The sequence below is a fragment of the Arthrobacter horti genome, assembly GCF_030731045.1.
In the GTDB taxonomy this organism is placed as follows: domain Bacteria; phylum Actinomycetota; class Actinomycetes; order Actinomycetales; family Micrococcaceae; genus Arthrobacter_E; species Arthrobacter_E nanjingensis.
Window position 1 is genome coordinate 776,086 of sequence record NZ_JAVALS010000001.1, and the last position, 17,621, is coordinate 793,706.

The 17,621-nt window shown below is 69.0% G+C and carries 16 protein-coding genes; 8 read left to right on the forward strand and 8 right to left on the reverse strand.

All coding sequences use genetic code 11. The annotated features are described in order from the left end of the window. Nucleotides 1–60: 60 nt before the first annotated feature. The 3 genes from mraZ to dinB all read right to left on the reverse strand — a co-directional run bounded on the left by mraZ (nucleotide 61) and on the right by dinB (nucleotide 2,650). Complete coding sequence (gene mraZ, locus Q9R02_RS03470) at nucleotides 61–492, reverse strand: division/cell wall cluster transcriptional repressor MraZ (protein WP_305995328.1); 432 nt, start codon at nucleotides 490–492, stop codon at nucleotides 61–63. A gap of 425 nt (nucleotides 493–917) precedes the next feature. Beyond that, nucleotides 918–1,286 (reverse strand): SCO2097 family morphological protein, encoded by a 369-nt coding sequence (locus Q9R02_RS03475; protein ID WP_305995233.1) that lies wholly within the window; start codon nucleotides 1,284–1,286, stop codon nucleotides 918–920. Between the two features lie 146 nt (nucleotides 1,287–1,432). Continuing rightward, nucleotides 1,433–2,650, reverse strand: a complete 1,218-nt coding sequence (dinB, locus tag Q9R02_RS03480) for a DNA polymerase IV (RefSeq protein ID WP_425279203.1) — start codon at nucleotides 2,648–2,650, stop codon at nucleotides 1,433–1,435. 101 nt (nucleotides 2,651–2,751) lie between these two features. On the opposite strand from dinB, the gene Q9R02_RS03485 reads away from it, so the two are divergent. Next, nucleotides 2,752–3,267: a hypothetical protein gene (locus Q9R02_RS03485; RefSeq protein WP_305995234.1), complete on the forward strand. Its 516-nt coding sequence runs from the start codon at nucleotides 2,752–2,754 to the stop codon at nucleotides 3,265–3,267. Beyond that, nucleotides 3,264–4,364: a polyprenyl synthetase family protein gene (locus Q9R02_RS03490; protein WP_425279204.1), complete on the forward strand. Its 1,101-nt coding sequence runs from the start codon at nucleotides 3,264–3,266 to the stop codon at nucleotides 4,362–4,364. Before Q9R02_RS03485 ends, Q9R02_RS03490 begins: the two co-directional genes overlap by 4 nt. Nucleotides 4,365–4,436: 72 nt before the next feature. Here Q9R02_RS03490 and Q9R02_RS03495 read toward each other — a convergent pair whose 3' ends face one another. Further along, nucleotides 4,437–4,790, reverse strand: coding sequence for an Rv2175c family DNA-binding protein (locus Q9R02_RS03495; RefSeq protein ID WP_305995235.1), 354 nt, complete (start codon nucleotides 4,788–4,790; stop codon nucleotides 4,437–4,439). A gap of 241 nt (nucleotides 4,791–5,031) precedes the next feature. Between Q9R02_RS03495 and Q9R02_RS03500 the strand changes: the two genes are divergently transcribed. Together Q9R02_RS03500 and pknB are read left to right on the forward strand one after the other, a co-directional pair. Beyond that, nucleotides 5,032–6,366, forward strand: coding sequence for a lytic transglycosylase domain-containing protein (locus Q9R02_RS03500; protein WP_305995236.1), 1,335 nt, complete (start codon nucleotides 5,032–5,034; stop codon nucleotides 6,364–6,366). A gap of 116 nt (nucleotides 6,367–6,482) precedes the next feature. Then, entirely contained in the window at nucleotides 6,483–8,525 is a 2,043-nt protein-coding gene (pknB, locus tag Q9R02_RS03505) for a Stk1 family PASTA domain-containing Ser/Thr kinase (protein WP_305995237.1), read from the forward strand. Here pknB and Q9R02_RS03510 read toward each other — a convergent pair. Further along, complete coding sequence (locus Q9R02_RS03510; protein ID WP_305995238.1) at nucleotides 8,512–8,979, reverse strand: MarR family winged helix-turn-helix transcriptional regulator; 468 nt, start codon at nucleotides 8,977–8,979, stop codon at nucleotides 8,512–8,514. The two genes, pknB and Q9R02_RS03510, sit on opposite strands and share 14 nt — an antisense overlap. A 121-nt stretch (nucleotides 8,980–9,100) precedes the next feature. Here Q9R02_RS03510 and Q9R02_RS03515 point away from each other — a divergent pair, with 121 nt between their 5' ends. Beyond that, on the forward strand, nucleotides 9,101–10,963 hold the full coding sequence (locus Q9R02_RS03515; RefSeq protein ID WP_305995239.1) for an ABC transporter ATP-binding protein: 1,863 nt from the start codon (nucleotides 9,101–9,103) through the stop codon (nucleotides 10,961–10,963). 43 nt (nucleotides 10,964–11,006) lie between these two features. Here Q9R02_RS03515 and Q9R02_RS03520 read toward each other — a convergent pair whose 3' ends face one another. Then, a complete protein-coding gene (locus tag Q9R02_RS03520) occupies nucleotides 11,007–12,410 on the reverse strand; it encodes a class II 3-deoxy-7-phosphoheptulonate synthase (protein WP_305995240.1) in 1,404 nt (467 codons plus the stop codon). A 76-nt stretch (nucleotides 12,411–12,486) separates the two neighbouring features. Continuing rightward, nucleotides 12,487–13,227, reverse strand: a complete 741-nt coding sequence (locus Q9R02_RS03525; RefSeq protein ID WP_305995241.1) for a lysophospholipid acyltransferase family protein — start codon at nucleotides 13,225–13,227, stop codon at nucleotides 12,487–12,489. A gap of 118 nt (nucleotides 13,228–13,345) precedes the next feature. On the opposite strand from Q9R02_RS03525, the gene Q9R02_RS03530 reads away from it, so the two are divergent. Together Q9R02_RS03530 and Q9R02_RS03535 are read left to right on the forward strand one after the other, a co-directional pair. Continuing rightward, nucleotides 13,346–14,116: an alpha/beta hydrolase gene (locus tag Q9R02_RS03530; RefSeq protein WP_305995242.1), complete on the forward strand. Its 771-nt coding sequence runs from the start codon at nucleotides 13,346–13,348 to the stop codon at nucleotides 14,114–14,116. After that, nucleotides 14,106–14,612 (forward strand): hypothetical protein, encoded by a 507-nt coding sequence (locus Q9R02_RS03535; RefSeq protein WP_305995243.1) that lies wholly within the window; start codon nucleotides 14,106–14,108, stop codon nucleotides 14,610–14,612. Before Q9R02_RS03530 ends, Q9R02_RS03535 begins: the two co-directional genes overlap by 11 nt. On the opposite strand, the gene Q9R02_RS03540 is transcribed toward Q9R02_RS03535, so the two are convergent. Beyond that, on the reverse strand, nucleotides 14,609–15,640 hold the full coding sequence (locus Q9R02_RS03540; protein WP_305995244.1) for an ROK family glucokinase: 1,032 nt from the start codon (nucleotides 15,638–15,640) through the stop codon (nucleotides 14,609–14,611). The two genes, Q9R02_RS03535 and Q9R02_RS03540, sit on opposite strands and share 4 nt — an antisense overlap. A 143-nt stretch (nucleotides 15,641–15,783) precedes the next feature. On the opposite strand from Q9R02_RS03540, the gene Q9R02_RS03545 reads away from it, so the two are divergent. Next, nucleotides 15,784–17,595 carry an AMP-dependent synthetase/ligase gene (locus Q9R02_RS03545; protein ID WP_305995245.1) on the forward strand — a complete coding sequence of 604 codons (1,812 nt, stop codon included), beginning with the start codon at nucleotides 15,784–15,786 and terminating at the stop codon, nucleotides 17,593–17,595. Nucleotides 17,596–17,621 lie beyond the last annotated feature (26 nt).

Consider the following 17,621-nt stretch of genomic DNA (forward strand, 5'->3'; position numbering starts at 1 on the left):
CCAGGACGAGCAGCCTTGGGCGGCTGGAGATCTCATCCAGGATGCGTTCCGGTCCCTTCGTCAGAAGAGTCCGGGGATCGCATCTTCATCCGTTGCGGAGAAGGAGTTCTCCTGCTCCACGAGGTAGTCGTTCCAAGCCTGGGCGTCCCAGATCTCGGCCCTGGTCCCTGCACCGATGACGGCGAGTTCCCGGTCGAGTCCCGCGTAGGCCCTCAGGGCCGGCGGAATGGTCACCCGCCCCTGCTTGTCCGGCACCTCATCAGAGGCCCCAGACAGAAAGACGCGCATGTAATCGCGGGCCTGCCTGCTGGACAACGGTGCCTGCCGCATCTGCTCGTGAATACGTTCGAATTCCTTCTGACTGAAGACGTAGATGCAACGCTCCTGGCCCCTCGTCAGGACCAGCCCATCGGCCAGTTCCTCACGGAACTTGGCCGGAAGGATGATGCGGCCTTTTTCGTCCAGACGTGGTGAGTGAGTTCCAAGGAACACCGCCTCACCGCCGATCAGTCGAAAGCCGCCGTCTACCCCTAGCGCCGCCACTACCCTCTTGCTGGCTCCACTCTACTCCACTTCGCTCCCCGGTCAACACGGACTCCTATTTCATCCAGCGTGTTGCCAATCACGATTCCTTGCCAGCACTGGGAACCGGGCGTGTGGTGAAAAGTGGAGGGACTTTTCCGCCCCGGCGCGCATGACGGCCCCGGATCGGGGCCCGACGCGTCAGTCACGCGCCTGAAACACCTGCCGGACCGGCACAGGGAGGGAAGTGGAGAGTCCCATGGAGCAACGGTGGAGGGCACACAGGGGACGCCAGGGCACGAAAAAGGAGCCCGCCGACAGCAGGCTCCTCGGAACTCCGGACAGGCGTCCGGAGGGGCCGCGGCCGAGCCGCGGCGGTACGTCTCAGCGCCGGGTCATGAATCGTCCCGGCGGCGTTGCTCCCAGCGCTGTTCCAGATCCTCCATGAAACCCGACTTCGAGCGGGATGAACGCTCCTTGCCTGAACCCTTCGGGGCCGGCCCCTTCGCCTTGCCTGTTGCGAAGTAGACTCCTGCGCCCATGGCGAGGAACCCGAGTACGCCCAGCGGGATGTTGTTCAGTGTCACACCGAGAAGAAGGACCAGGATTCCCGCCACCACGGCGAACACACCGATGAGGACCCTCTTGGTGGACCAGCGGCGAGCACCGCCCTGCTCCATCTGGCTGGCGAATTTGGGGTCGTCTTCATGCAACTGGCGCTCAAGCTGTTCCAGCAGCCTCTGTTCATGCTCTGAGAGCGGCATGTCGACCTCCTCTTCTCCGGCGCCGGCGCTGATTCCGGCACCCCACTGTCCCTCCAACGATCTCCCTGGGAGGGAAGTTCCTTCTCCATATAATTTTAGGCCTCTGCGGCCACTGGTGAAAGTGGATCGGCCACCGTCCGGCGCGCTCACAGGGAGCTTTGATCTTGACCCGGCGGCCTGGGTGGTTTCAAGAGCCGCGCCGGGGTGAGCCCGGCGGATCCGAACTTGCCACGGACCTCATCCAGACTCCGCTCCACCAGCCGCTGGTTCTCCTCGGTCCGGTCCAGACTCAGCTGCACGGCACCGGCCGACGGTTCGAGATGTTCCGCCCGGACGCCTACCAGCCGCACGGCCTGCGGCAGCGGCCCGACGGCCGCCAGCAGATGGCGCGAAATGTCATAGAGCCGTGCCGCCGAGTCGGTCGGGAAGTCGAGTCTCCGGCTCCGGTTGATGGTGCCGAAGTCCGCATAGCGGAGTTTCAATGCGACGCTCTGCGCCGACATCCCGGAACTGCGGAGGCGCTGACCCACCCGGTGGGACAGCGAAAGCAGTGCGCGGTGAAGCGATTCCGCGTCCCGCACGTCCTCTCTGAACGTCGTCTCGGCGCTCATGCTCTTGTCCACACGTTCCGGAGTCACCTTCCTGGGGTCCCTCCCCCAGGCGAGGTCATGGATGTGGCGTCCCATCGCACCAAAGGACTTGAGCAGCACGGGGAGCGGTGTCGCCGCGACGTCCGCCACCGTGCTGATCCCCAGCCGGGCCAGCTGCTGCTGGGACTTGCCGCCCACGCCCCACAGTGCGTTCACGGGAAGGGCGTGAAGGTACTCCAGGGCCTCCCCCGGCTCGATGACCAGCAGCCCGTCCGGCTTGGACCGCGTGGAGGCGATCTTCGCCAGGAACTTGGTGCCCGCAATACCGACGGAAGCCGGGACACCCAGCCGTGCCCGCACGGTCGCCCTGATGTCCCGGGCGATCTCCACCGGGCTTCCCAGGCGTCGCAAGGCGCCCGAGACGTCCAGGAAGGCCTCGTCGACGCTCAGCTGTTCCACGGCGTCCGTGTATGAGCGGAAGACCTCCATCAGCTCGGACGACACCTGGTAGTACAGCTCGTGGCGGGGGCGCACCACCACTGCCTGAGGGCAGCGGGCATGGGCCTGGGACATCGGCATCGCGGACCGCACCCCGTACGCCCGGGCCTCGTAGGACGCGGAAAGCACCACGGACCGCTCGGCCGGCACCCCGACGATCACCGGCCGGCCAAGGAGGGACGGGTCCTCCCGTTGCTCGACCGAGACGAAGAACGCGTCCATGTCCACGTGGAGGATGCTGCACCGCCTCCAGCGTTCCAGCTCCTCACGCTCCATGCTCACCATGCTATCCACGGGCGGTGCCATCGTGACCGCCCCATAAGATGGAAGTGCGCCACCGGAGCCGGCGCCACCTGTCCCTGAGCAAGGAGCACCGATTGTCACAGCACGCCACCCTGTCCGGCCGCGGCCTGGCGGCCCTCGCCCTCCTGACCCTGGGCGCCGGACTGACGGCCTGCTCCCCCGGCCCCCAGGACTCCTCCGCGCCCAGCACCGCGCCGTCGTCGGCCTCGCCGCCGTCGTCCGCGCCGGCACCGACAGCCTCGCCGACCCAGCCCGCCGCACTGCCGTCCGGATTCCCCACGGCACTCCTTCCCACGATGCCCGGCATGGCCCTTGTCACGAGATCTCTCGCCACCCAGGGTGACTTCAGCACCATCGCCTTCAATGCGACCGTGACTGCCAAGCCGGCGGACGTGGAGGCGTTCTACGCCCAGCGCTTCACCGCCCAGGGGTTCGCCGCACCCGCGGCCACCACCGTGGACGGCGTCCTGACCCGGATGTTCGTCCGCAGCAACGGCGACGAGACGATCAGCCTGAGCGTCGCGGACGCAGCCGGTGGCGGTTCGGCCGTGACCATCGGCGCCACCGTCCGGGCTGGCAGCGTCAAGTGAACGCCACCCTGCAGCAGAGCATCGCCGAGGAGCAGTCGGCCTTCATCACGGCGCTCAACACCACCTTGGATGATTTCCTGGACCGCCAGCAGCACCTGGTGTCGGACATCTCCCCTGACGTGGCGCCGCTCTTGGATTCGATCCGCACGCTGGTCAGCGGCGGGAAACGGATGCGGGCCCTTCTGGCGTACTGGGGGTTCCGGGCGGCCGGCGGCGCCGGTCTGTCCCACCAGGCCGTCCAGGCCGGGGTCGCACTGGAGCTCTTCCAGGGCGCGGCCCTCATCCACGACGACATCATCGACCGCTCGGCGACGCGACGCGGCCGGCCGAGTGTGCATCAGTCGTTCACGGACCTCCACGGGCGATCCGGCTGGCAGCTGGACCCGGAGCGGTTCGGGCAGGCGGCCGGCATCCTGACGGGCGATCTGTGCCTGTCCTTCAGCGAGGAGGCGTTCGCGTCCATCGGCCCGGCCACGGCCTCCGGCACCAAGGCACGGGAGATCTTCAACCGGATGCGGGCCGAGGTGATGGCCGGGCAGTATCTCGACATCCTGGAAGAGGTCGCCGGCCCGTTGCGGACGGTGGCGGGCGCTGCGGGCCGGGCCCGGACGGTCCTGCGCTTCAAGTCGGCCAAGTACTCCACCGAGCACCCCCTGGCGCTCGGTGCGGCCATCGCGGGCGCCCCGGACGGCCTGCTGGAGCGGTTCTCCCGCTTCTCCCTCCCCCTCGGGGAGGCCTTCCAGCTGCGCGATGACGTCCTGGGCGTCTTCGGGGACCCGGCGACCACCGGCAAGCCGGCCGGGGACGATCTGCGCGAAGGCAAACGGACGTTGCTCGTGGCGTTCCTCCGCGAACTGGGCACGGAGGATCAGGTGCGCAATCTCGAAGCGCTGCTGGGTCACGCCTCCATGAGCGACGACGACGTGCAACTGATCCGCGGAGACCTGCAGGTCTCCGGGGCGCTCGGCGCCGTCGAGGCGGAGATCTCGTCGCTCAGCACCGCCAGTGCCACGGCCCTCGACGAGCTGGACATCGCCGAAGCTCCGCGGCTCGCGCTGCACACTCTCGCCGAGGCGGCGGTCCGGCGCAAGGCCTGAGCCGGTCCTCCCCGCCGTCGGTGAAGGCCGGGGATACATCTGTGGCCGGGGCGCATGCCCCGGCCACAGTCGTCACCAGGCGAGAGCCGAGGCCCTGCGCCGGATCTCCGTCTTCCGGCCCTCCCGCAGCGCGTCCACGGGGCGGCCCGGCAGCGACGGGTCGTCCGTGAAGAGCCACAGGAGGAGCTCCTCGTCGCTGAATCCCGCATCAGTCAGCACCGCGATGGTCCCCTTGAGGGAATCCAGCACCTCTCCTCCGCGCACGAATTCGGCCGGAACACTGCGGATCTTCCGCTCACCGAGCTTCAAAGCCACCAGGACCCGCTCATCGAGCAGACCGTGGACCCGGGAGATCTTCACATCAAGCACTTCCGCCACATCCGGAAGCGGAAGCCATTCGCCCACCAGGGCTTCAATTTCACTCACCCTCCAAGGGTGCCACGTCCCACCACACCGCACCTAGCCCGTAGCATGGACCATCCGCCGGTCACCGGTATGACACGCCGTGGAAACTGCCAGTCATTTCACCCGTTCTTGTGCTAGCGCCTATTTCATGAGAGATTCACTTTGGTCACAGATTCAACATGGCCATCACTATTCACACACGCACCACAGGCCCCACGGACACCGTTCCGTGCAGGGCCCCGGACGCCAAGGACGAGACTGAATGACGAATCACGCTTCGCCGAAGAACCGTTCGCGGGCAACCGCTGCCGCCGTCGCCACCGCCGCGATCCCCGCCGTCGTCGTGTCGTCCTTCGCGCTGGCGCAGCCCGCGCAGGCGCCGGCGCCCCAGAGCCAGCCCACGGTCAAGCGGCTCCCGCAGGGGCTTGAGGCCGCCATCGCCGGCCGCAGCTCCGCCGCCCTTCTCCCCGCCGCTCAGGTGGCCACCGCTCTGCCGAGCGCGATGCGAATCGCCCTCACGGCCGTGCCGGACAGCTACCGGATCGTCTCCGGAGACACCATGAGCGGAATCGCCGGCCGCTATGGACTCAGCCTGAGTGCGCTGCTCCGTCTCAACGGCATGCGTGAGACCCAGATCATCTACCCCGGACAGGTCATCCGCCTCAAGGCGGCGCCGTCCACCAGCGCCCCCGCCACCAGCCCGGCCGCACCGCAGCAAGGCGGCTCCGTCTACACGGTGAAGTCCGGCGACACGCTGGGCGCCATCGCGATGCGCCACGGGGTGAGTCTGGGCTCCCTCCTGTCCTGGAACGGGCTCCAGATGACCTCGATCATCTACCCCGGCCAGAAGGTCAAGGTCTCCGCCCCGGGCGCTGTGGTCCCTCAGTCCAGCGGCACCACGACGCCCACCGCGCCGAGTGCCCCCAGCACCGCCGGCGGCTACCTCATCAAGGCCGGGGACACGCTGGGCGCCATCGCCGCCCGCCACAATGTCTCCCTGGGTTCGCTGCTCGACGCCAACAAGCTGAAGATCAGCTCGATCATCTACCCCGGCCAGCGGCTGGCGATCCCCGGCGCCGCGCAGAGCGGCGGATCCGAGGCGCCGGGAGGCCTGGTCCCGGACTCCTTCCTCGGCTACACGTACCCGAAGGCCGTGGTCGATTCAGCCAACCGCAACAAGGCTCTCCTCAATGCCGCACCCGTGCCCACCCGCGCGGAGATGAAGCAGATCGTGGCTGACACGGCCCGTCGCATGGGAGTCGAGCCTGCCCTGGCCATGGCCTTCGCCTACCAGGAGTCGGGCTTCAATCAGCGCGCGGTCTCACCGGCCAATGCCATCGGGACCATGCAGGTGATCCCGAGCTCCGGCGAGTGGGCCTCCCAGCTGGTGGGCCGCAAGCTGAACCTGCTGGATCCCTACGACAACGCGACGGCCGGCATCGCGATCATCCGCTCCCTGCTGCAGACCAGCAGGAACATGGACTACGCGATCGCCGGTTACTACCAGGGCCAGTACTCGGTGGACAAGTACGGCATGTACAAGGACACGAAGGCGTACGTCGCGGCCATCAAGGCCCACCGCGCCACGTTCCTCTGAGAACGACGACCGAACGGCCAGGGTCCGGCACTTCACGTGCCTGACCCTGGCCGTTCCGCGTTCCGGCACGGGCGCCGGATCACGGCACGGCGGGACCGCTCGCGTAGGATCGAAGGGTGCAAAACCGCTCTGAAGACCCGCTGCTCGGCACGATCGTGGACAACAGGTACCGTGTCCTCGAACGGATCGCCGACGGCGGCATGTCCACCGTGTACAAGGCTCTGCACATCGCTCTGGAACGTCCCGTGGCACTCAAGGTGCTCCACCCGCAACTGGCCGCGGACGAGGCGTTCGTGGAGCGCTTCGCCCGGGAGGCACGGTCCTCCGCCCGGCTCTCCCACCCCCACGTGGTGGCCGTCCTGGACCATGGCCGGCAGGGGAACCTGACATATCTGGTCATGGAGTACATCCAGGGCCGGACGCTCCGCGACGTCATCCGCTCGGAAGGCGCACTGTCGCCGCGCGTCGCGATCAGCTATCTGGCGCCCGCGCTCGAAGGCCTGGCGGCCGCGCACGACGCCGGGCTGATCCATCGGGACATCAAGCCGGAGAACGTCCTCATCTCCCACGACGGGGCCGTCAAGGTGGGCGACTTCGGGCTGGCCCGTCTCGCGACCACCCGCACCAGCACCGGCGAGCTCCTGGGCACGGCCGCGTACCTCTCCCCGGAGCTGTTCCAGCGGCAGGACGCCGATGCCCGCAGTGACGTGTACTCCTGCGGCATCCTCCTCTACGAGCTCCTCACCGGGTCGGTGCCGTTCACGGGTGACATGCCCATCCAGGTGGCCTACCAACACGTCAATGACGCGGTCCCGGCTCCGTCGCTGAAGCGTCCGGGGCTGGCGCAGGACTTCGATGAGCTGGTCCAGTGGGCCACCGCCAAGGACCCCGACCAGCGGCCCGTCGACGCGGGAGCGTTCCTCGGCGAGCTGCGCCACGTCTCGGCCGCGCTGCCGCCCGAAGCACTCGATCTCGCGGCGCCGCCGGCCGCGCGTCCCACCGCCGAGGCGGCCACGGAGGCCATCGGCCTGTTCGGCCACGCCACTGAGGCCCTGAGCGCCGCCGGTTCGGCCACCCAGGTCCTCAGCCCGGAGCACGACCCGACGTCGGTCCTCGGCCCGCTGCCCGGCCAGGATGCCACGACCGTCCTTCCGGCGGCGACTCCCGAGGCCTCGCCGAGCAAGCGGGAGCAGCGGCGCCTCGACAAGGAGGAGGCCAGGAGGCGTGAACGGGCACTGGCGACGCCGACGCGGCAGCTGCGTTCCGGCAATCCTCGGCGCCGCGGCTTGCTCTGGGCGGGTCTCATCGTGCTGCTGGCCGTGCTCGCGGCACTGGCAGGCTGGTTCTTCGCAATGGGCCCCGGCGCTCAAGTCACCCTTCCGGATCTGAAGAATCAGCCCTCGGGTCAGGCGTCCGACATCCTGAACGGCTACGGGGTCCATTCGAGCGAGCAGCAGGTCTTCGATGACAAGGTCGGCCGCGGTCTCGTGGTGGCCACGGAGCCCGCGGCGGGCACCGTGATCCGTAAATTCGAAAGCGTGCAGCTCCTGGTCTCCAAGGGCCCACAGCTGTTCGCGGTCCCGAGCCTGAGCGGGCAGAGCCTCGACGCCGCCCGCACGGCGCTCACCGAGGCGAACCTGGCGACCGGCACCGCGTCACAGGACTTCAGCGACTCCGTGCCCGCCGGCCGGATCATCGGTCAGGACCCGTCCGCCGGGACACTGCTGCGCCGGGAGTCCCCGGTGAACCTGGTGGTGTCCAAGGGGCCTCAGCCGATTCCCGTACCGTCCGTGCTCGGCCTGGGCGCCGACGAGGCGGCCAAGAAGCTGCAAGCCGCGGGGCTCGCAGCGTCCGTCGCTCCGGAGCAGGTCTTCAGCAAGGAGGTCCCGGCGGGCAAGGTGGTCACGCAGAAGCCCGCCGGGGGCACCCTTTTCAAGGGGCAGACGGTCACTCTGACCGTCTCCAAGGGACCGCGCATGGTGAAGGTGCCCGATGTCTTCGGCAAGTCGGAGAAGGACGCCGTCCAGATCCTCCAGGCGGCCGGCTTCACGGTGCAGAGCGACTACACCTACGGGCGGCCCATCTTCGGGCTGGTGGCCGGACAGGACAAGACCGGCGAGCAGCCCGAAGGCTCCACGATCACCATCACGGTCGCCTAGGCGGGATCCTCCAGGCCTCCCCGGTGCCCGGATGCGCTTCCAGGAGTGAGTCCAGGAGGCGCTTGAGCTGTTCCCGGTCCTCCGCGTCCAGGGTGGAGAAGTACTCCTCCCCCCGCTGAGCCCGGACAGCCCAGATGCGGCGTTCCAGCTCCCGCCCCTCTGCCGTGGCGGCCAGGAGCATCGCCCGGCCATCCATGGGGTCCTCGGCGCGCACGATCAGGCCTTCCGATTCCAGCTGAGCGATCACCTCGGCCGCCGATCGGGGGGCGATCCGCAGCATGGCCGCAACGTCACGCTGGCGTGGCGGATCGCCATCATGCGTGGCGATCACGTGCAGCGCCCGCCACTGGTGCGGGGAGATCCCGAACGGTGCCAGATCCGCCATCCAGCTGCGGCGCAGGCCGCGGGAGACGGAGTGGACCAGATCGGCGAGCTCCATGCGATCTGAATTCATGTCTTCACTGTAGCGCCAGGGAATAGATTGAGAGGTAACCTCTTTATATGTGTGACGGGAGTGCACGCTCCCCCGCGGCGGACCCGGCCCGCCCACCCTTCTTCCAGCCAGGAGGCCATGAATGACGCACGGAGCCGTTCCCCACAGCCCTCGCGCCGGCGCAGGCCGCATGATGGGCGGCCCCGGCCGGGTGAGCAAGGCCGATCGCTCCCAGCTGGCCCAGCACCCGGTGAGCAAACGCCGGATCGCGGCGCTCTTCTCGGCGTACACGCGGCCGCTGCTGCTGGTGGTGGTCCTCATCACCGGAAGCTCGGTGGTCTCGCTCTTCCAGCCCTTCCTGGTGCGCGGCGTGATCGACGACGCGCTGCCGCACGGGCGCGTCCAGCTGCTGGTCCTCCTAGTCCTCGGCATGGTCGCCGTCGCGGCCGTCAACGCCGTCATCGGCGTGTGGCAGACCTGGATCTCCACGCGCGTCGGCCAGGGCGTCATGCACGATCTGCGAACGCGGCTGTTCGGACACCTCCAGGCCCAGTCCCTGGGGTTCTTCACCCGGACCCACGGCGGTGAAGTGCAGTCGCGCATGACCAACGACATCAACGGGATGCAGAACCTGGTCACCAACACGGCCACCGCGGTGGCATCCAATGTGACCACCGCCATCGGCACGATGATCGCCATGGTGGCGCTCTCCCCCTGGCTCAGCCTGGTCTCACTCCTGGTGCTCCCGCCTTCCGTGTGGGTGGCCCGCAAGGTGGCCCTGCAGCGCCGTGACATCACGGCGAAGCAGCAGGCCAAGATGGCAGAACTGCAGACGTATGTGGACGAGGGCCTCTCCGTGTCCGGGATCCGCCTGGCCAAGACCCTCGGATCGACCGGGCGCGATGCTCTCCGCTTCGGTGAGGCGAGCCGGGATCTGGCCGAGCTGGAGATGCACTCTCAGCTGGCCGGCCGCTGGCGCATGGCCGCTCTCCAGGTGGTCTTCGCCGCCATCCCGGCCGTCATCTACCTGGCAGCCGGGTTCCCGGTCGGTGGGGCGGGCCTCTCGATCGGAACGATCGTGGCCTACACGGCTCTGCAGTCGGGGCTTCTGCGCCCCGTCATGGGCCTCATGAGCGTGGGTGTTCAGTGGGTGACGGCCATGGCGTTCTTCTCCCGGATCTTCGAGTGGCTGGACCTGGTGCCGGAGATCAAAGAGCCGGAGAACCCGGTCGCCGTGGACCCGGCCCGCGTCCGCGGCGAGGTCCGCTTCGAGCAGGTCTCCTTCTCCTACCCCGGCAGCGACCGCGAGGTGCTCCACGACGTCAGCGTGAGGATCCCCGCAGGCACCACCACCGCCGTCGTCGGCCACACCGGTTCCGGCAAGTCGACGCTGGCGTCCCTCCTCCCCCGGCTGAACGACACCGGCGCCGGGCGGGTCACGATCGATGGCGTCGACGTCAGGGACTTCAGCTTCGACGATCTGGCGAAGCTCGTCGGCGTCGTCTCGCAGGAGACGTACCTGGTGCACGCCTCCGTGCGGGACAATCTGCTGATCGCCGCCCCTGATGCCTCGGACGATGTCCTCTGGGAGGCACTCGAGGCGGCCCATGTGGCGGAGCTGGTCCGCGGCCTGCCCGGCGGGCTGGACACCATGGTGGGTGCCCGGGGCCACCGCTTCTCCGGCGGGGAGCAGCAGCGCCTGGCCATCGCTCGGACCCTCCTGCGCAACCCCCGGGTCCTGGTGCTGGACGAGGCCACGAGCGCTCTGGACAATACCACGGAGGCTCAGGTGCAGGCGGCCCTGGACCACCTGGCCGCCACCCGCACCACCCTGACCATCGCACACCGCCTGTCCACGGTGGAGGATGCGGACCAGATCGTGGTGCTCGACGACGGCCAGGTGCTGGAGCGCGGCACCGCACCGGAGCTGCGGGCCGCCGGCGGCGCGTTCGCCGAGCTGTCCGCGCGGCAGCTCATCGAAGACGACGAAGCCCAGGTCCGCTGACGGGTGTCAGACGGCCTGGGCCTCGTGGCGGTCCGGGCGGGACTCAGCGCTTGGCGAGCGACCCCGCCACCAGGAATGCGAGTTCCAGGGACTGCATGTGGTTCAGGCGCGGGTCGCACACGGACTCGTAGCGATCCTCGAAGGCGGCCTCGTCGATGGGATCGGCACCGCCCAGGCACTCGGCGACGTCGTCACCGGTCATCTCCACGTGCAGGCCGCCCGGGAAGGTGCCGAGGGACTCGTGGACCTCGAAGAAGCCGCGGACCTCGTCCATGACGTCGTCGAAGCGACGGGTCTTGTAGCCGTTCTTGCTGGTGACGGTGTTGCCGTGCATGGGGTCGGTGACCCAGAGGACCTGCGCCCCGGAGGCGGTGACCTTCTCCACGATGGGCGGCAGGTTCTCGCGGATCTTGCCGGCACCCATGCGGGTGATGAAGGTGAGGCGGCCGGGCTCGCGGTTCGGGTCCAGCTTGTCGATCAGGCGCAGCGCGTCGTCGCCCGTGGTGCTCGGGCCGAGCTTGACGCCGATGGGGTTGCGTACGCGGGACAGGAAGTCGATGTGGGCGTGGTCCAGCTCGCGAGTCCGCTCACCGATCCAGAGGAAGTGCGAGGACGTGTCGTACGGGAAGCCCGTGCGGGAGTCGATGCGGGTCAGGGCACGCTCGTAGTCCAGCAGGAGGGCTTCGTGGCTGGCGAAGAACTCGACACGGCGCAGGGCCTCGAAGTCGGCGCCGCAGGACTGCATGAACGTGATGGCGCGGTCGATGTCCTTGGCCAGGGACTCGTAACGGGCGTGGGCGGGGTTGGCCGTGAAGCCCTTGTTCCACTGGTGCACCAGGCGCAGATCGGCGAAGCCGCCCGTGGTGAAGGCCCGGATGAGGTTCAGCGTGGAGGCCGAGGTGTGGTACGCGCGGAGCATGCGGCCTGCGTCGTGGGCGCGGGATTCCGGGGTGAAGTCGTAGCCGTTGACGATGTCACCGCGGTACGCGGGGAGGGTCACACCGTCGCGGGTCTCATCGTTGGAGGAGCGCGGCTTGGCGAACTGACCGGCCATGCGGCCCATCTTGATCACGGGGAGGGAAGCGCCGTAGGTCAGCACGACCGCCATCTGCAGGATCGTCTTCACCCGGGAGGAGATGCGGTCGGCCGTGGCGGCCTCGAACGTCTCCGCGCAGTCGCCGCCCTGGAGCAGGAAGGCCTTACCCTGTGCCGCGGCGGCGAGACGCTCCCGGAGGACGTCCACCTCGCCCGCGAACACGAGCGGCGGAAGGATGGAGAGCTCCTTGACCGATGCCGCGAAGACCTCGGGATCGGCCCAGGTGGGCTGCTGGTTGATCGGCAACGAGCGCCAGGTGTCCAGTCCGGGATAGTCCGCGGCGCCGCTCTGGGAGGCGGCTTCGAAGGCCGCGATGGAATCGTTGGTCGCTGCGGTGGAAAGCTCAGTCACGCCTCTGATTCTAGACTCCCGCGCGTGAGGCACCCGCGCCCGGTCCACAACGCGGACAACGACGGCGCGGCGCCGCTCAGGACGGCCCGTCGCCGGCGTCGTCGTCCCGGTCCGTCCGGTCCGCGTCCGCCGCTGACGCGGCGGCCGCCTCGGCCTTGACGGCCGCTGCGTACTTATCGACGTATTCCTGCCCGGAGAGCCGCATGAGGCGCTCCATGACGGTGTCCACGACCTCCCGCTGCACCTCGTACTCCTCGGCACGGCTGTAGAACTCACTGAAGTCCAGCGGCTCTCCGAAGATGACCCCGATCCGCCGGATGTTCGGCACCCGCTTGCCGATCGGCTGGACCTGGTCCGTGCCGATCATGGCCACGGGGATGATGGGCACCCTGCACTCCAGGGCCAGGCGGGCCACCCCCACCTTGCCGCGGTACAGCCGCCCGTCAGGGCTGCGCGTCCCCTCCGGATAGATGCCGAGGAGCTCACCTTGGCGGAGCACGTCCGCGCCCGCCCCGAGGGAAAGACTGGAGGCAGTGCCTCCCGAACGGTCCATGGGGAGCTGGTTGGTCATCCGGAAGAAGGCCGCCACGAGCCGGCCCTTGAGCCCAGTACCGGTGAAGTACTCGCTTTTGGCCAGGAACGTCACGGGCCGGGGAACCTCGAGCGGCATGAAGATCGAGTCGGAGAACGAGAGGTGGTTCGACGCCAGGATCGCGGCCCCCTCCCGGGGGATATTGTCCAGTCCCTTCACCCACGGCCGGAACAGCGTCTTGACCAGCGGACCGATGATGATGTTCTTCATCAGCCAGTAGAACATGGCTTCATCTCCTTGGACGGGTCCGTCGGCGGCGCCCTTCGGCGCGGGTCGCCTGGGGCCAGACTACTGCACGGCATGAGGGTGTCCCAGGGACCCTGCTTTGGGGAATGATGGACTCATGAGCAGCGAGGCGATCATCTCCCACGAACCGTTCTTCAGTGACGGCCACGGCCCGCGCGGCCGCGTCGGGGTGGTTCTGGCGCATGGCTTCACCGGAAGCCCGCACGCCCTGCGCGACTGGGCCGCGCACTTGGCGGACGCCGGCTTCGCCGTGCGCATGCCGCTCCTGCCCGGACACGGGACGAGCTGGGAGGACCTGGCGACACGCCACTGGCAGGACTGGTACCGCGCCTACGAGGCCGCATACCAGGAACTCGCACAGGGCTGCGATGCGGTGGTGAGCGCGGGACTGTCGATGGGCGGCTGCCTTGCGCTCCGGCTGGCCGCACTCAAGCCCGTGGCCGGTACGGTGGTGGTCAATCCCGGACTGGTCATCGACGACTGGCGGGCTCCCCTGGCGGGCGTCCTCAAGCACGTGCTCAAGTCGACCCCGGCGATCGGCAACGACATCCTCAAGCCCGGCGGGGACGAAGGTGCCTACGACCGGACGCCCACCGCCTCCGCACACGAACTGTACAAGCTGTTCGCCAACACCCGGGAGCTCCTTCCCCGCATCGGTGCACCGGTGCACCTCTTCCGCTCGCGCACCGACCACATCGTGGGCGACTCGAGCGTCCGGGCGCTCCAGGCAGGGCTGCGGGACGGGCTGCTGGAGACCCAGTGGCTGGAGAACAGCTATCACGTGGCCACCCTGGACAATGACGCGCCCGGGATCTTCGCCGGCAGCGTCTCCTTCATCGACGCTCTGGAGGCCGGCCGTGGCCGCTGATGACGGGAAGAACTCCGGCGGCTCCGCACCGGAGGGGCACGAGCCCCAGGACGAAGATGCCATCTGGGCCGAGCTGGTGGCCCGGCTCGAGGCCACCCCTAGTGGCCCGCTGCCGGAGGACGAGGGGCCCATCGCCGAGCCGCGCTTCGCCTCGTTCGATCCGCTGGGCCTGAGCCGGGCGGACTCCCTGCCGCTTTCCGCCGGGCAGGGCCCACGTGACCACGTGCCGGATCCGGACCTGGAGGACGACTCGGACGCCTTCGTGCCGGAGGATCCTGAAATCTTCAGCAATGCGGACCCACGGCTGGTTCTCGCCTGGGCGGGCGCGGCCGGGGCTCCCATGCTCCTGGTGGTGTTCCTGATCTTCTGGCGCTCCGCCCCGGGACCGCTGTGGTGGCTTCTGGTGGCCGCCTTCGCGGCCGGCACCGGGTACCTGCTCTGGCGCCTGCCCCACGGCACGGACGGTGACGACCGCGACGACGGCGCACGGATCTAGCGTGGCTTGAGCATTCCACGCCGCACGGGGATGCGGCCGCGGAATGGATTCCTTCTCGCGGCCACCCGCGCCAGATCCGCCGCGCCCACCAGTCCGGCTTCCGGCCCGAGTTCCGCGAGCCGGATCCGGGCCGCCGGGCGGAATCCCCGTCCCGTCAGATTCCGGTGGAACGTCCGGACGGCGGGCTCCAGGAGAAGGTCCCCGGCCGCGGACAGCCCCCCGCCGATGACGAATGTCCCGGGGTCCAGGGCGGCGGCGAGGTTGGCCAGGCCCAGACCCAGCCACTCCCCGACATCCGCCACAAGTTCGCGGCACTGCGCGTCACCGCGGAGTGCCAGCTCGGTGACCAGGGCACCGGTGACCCTGTCCGGGTCCCCTCCCACGGCCTGCAGGATCTCCCGGGCCATGGGCGACTGGGCGGCAGCGAGTTCACGGGCGTCACGCCCCAAGGCGTTCCCGGAGGCGTACTGCTCCCAGCATCCGCGGTTGCCGCACTCGCAGCGGTGACCGCCGGGGACGATGATGGCGTGGCCGAACTCCCCCGCGACGCCGTGCCGGCCCCGTTCCAGACGGCCGTCGTTGACCATGCCGCCGCCGATCCCGGTGCCGAGCGTGACGCAGACCAGCCGGGGCTCTCCACGGCCGGCACCGAAACGCCACTCCGCCCACGCCGCCGCGTCGGCGTCGTTCGCCACATGCACCCGGCGCCGGAGACGCTCCTCCAGCCGCTCCCGCAACGGCTCGTTCCGCCAGGCGAGGTGGGGGCTGAAAAGCACGGTGCCGCCGTCGAGGTCCATCCACCCGGCGGCCCCGATGCCCACCGGCACCGCCCAGCGGCCGCGGCTCAGCTCCTGGACGAGTTCCGTGATGACCTCCTCCACCTGAACGGCGTCATGGCCCGGAGTGTCGCGGCGCAGCGTGCGCAGGATCCGGCCGCGCCGGTCCACGAGGCCTGCGGCGACCTTGGTTCCCCCGATGTCGATCCCGATGGAGAGGAGGGGACCCGGAGCCGGTGCTGAACGCTGCATGGCCCCATCGTAGGGAGCAACACTAAGTTACTGGCCAGTAGGTATAATGTGGATCACATTCCCCGCAGGACCGTCCGCCTCCGGTGGGCCCAGGTACGCTGGTGTCACGCCCTGCCGGGGGACGGGATATCGAAGGAGCCACCGTGCGAGAATTCAGCATGCCGCCCAAAGTCCACCTGGACCGGCAGAGCAACATCACCGACCTCCTGCTGCGTCACACCGGTGGTGCAGGGGACCCGGCGCTCTTCGCCACGAGGGACGCCTCCGGCGTCTGGCAGGACGTGACCGCCTCCGCATTCCTGGCCGACGTCAGCGCCCTCGCCAAGGGACTCATCGCCGCCGGGGTGCAGCGTGGCGACCGCGTCGGCATCATGTCCCGCACGCGCTACGAATGGACCCTCGTCGACTTCGCCGTCTGGTTCGCGGGCGCGGTGTCCGTCCCGATCTATGAGACCTCCTCCCCCAGCCAGATCGCCTGGAACCTGGGCGACTCCGGCGCCGTGGGCGCCTTCGCCGAGCAGGCGCACCATGAGCACGCCATCCGGGCCGCCGTCCAGGCCGAGAACCTGGACCGGATGAGGAACGTCTGGCAGATCGAGGCCGGCGGCCTCGACGAGCTGCGCGACCTGGGCACCCAGATCACGGACGCCGAGCTCGAAGAGCGCCGCAGCGCGGCCGTCCTCGATGACCTCGCCACCATCATCTACACCTCCGGGACCACCGGCCGTCCCAAGGGCTGCGAGCTGACTCACGCCAACTTCGCCGAGCTCTCCGACAACGCCCTGTCCGAGCTCGGCACGATCGTCAACGATCACTCCTCCACCATCATGTTCCTGCCCATGGCCCACGTGTTCGCCCGTTTCATCGCGGTCCTGGCCGTGGCAGCGGGCGCCCGGGTGGGCCACACCCCGGACGTGAAGAACCTTCTGGCGGACCTTCAGAGCTTCCGGCCGACCTTCATCCTCACCGTCCCCCGGGTGTTCGAGAAGGTCTACAACTCGGCGCTGTCCAAGGCCGACGACGGCGGCAAGGGGGCCATCTTCCGTAAGGCCGCCGAGACGGCCATCGCCTACTCCCGTGCCCGGCAGAACGGGGGCGCAGGACTGGTGCTGAGCCTGAAGCACCGCCTCTTCGACGTGCTGGTCTACAAGAAGCTGCGCGACGCCATGGGCGGGCGGGTCTCCCACGCGGTGTCCGGCGGCGGTCCCCTGGGCGAGCGGCTGGGTCACTTCTTCAACGGCATCGGCCTGCTGGTCCTGGAGGGCTACGGCCTCACGGAGACCACCGCGCCCATCACGGTCAACACCTTGCAACTGAACCGCATCGGCACCGTGGGTCCGCCCCTGCCGGGCAATGCGGTCAGGATCGCGGACGACGGCGAGATCCTCGCCAAGGGCGTCTGCGTCATGCGCGGCTACTACAACCGTCCGGAGCTGCAGGCCGAGGCGTTCACCGACGGCTGGTTCCACACGGGTGACATCGGCGAACTGGACGAGCAGGGCTTCCTGCGGATCACGGGCCGGAAGAAGGAGATCATCGTCACCGCCGGCGGCAAGAACGTGGCCCCCGCCCAGCTGGAAGACCAGATCCGGGCCGACGCCCTGGTCTCCCAGGTCCTGGTGGTGGGCGACAACCGGCCGTTCATCGGCGCCCTGGTCACGCTGGACGAGGAGGCCCTCCCCGGCTGGCTGGAGCGCCACGGGCTCCCCGCGGGCCTGACGGTCGCCGAGGCAGCCCGCCGCACCGAGGTCAAGGATGCGGTCCAGTCCCTCATCACCAAGGCCAACGGCTCCGTGTCCCAGGCCGAGGCCATCAAGTCCTTCCGGATCGTCCCGGCAGACTTCACGGAGGCCTCCGGGCACCTGACCCCGTCCCTGAAGGTCAAGCGCGCCCAGGTGGTCAAGGACTACTCCGAGGTCATCGAGGAGATGTACTCGGCTCCCAAACCCGCCTGATCCGCCCGGCACTGCAGAGGCCCGGC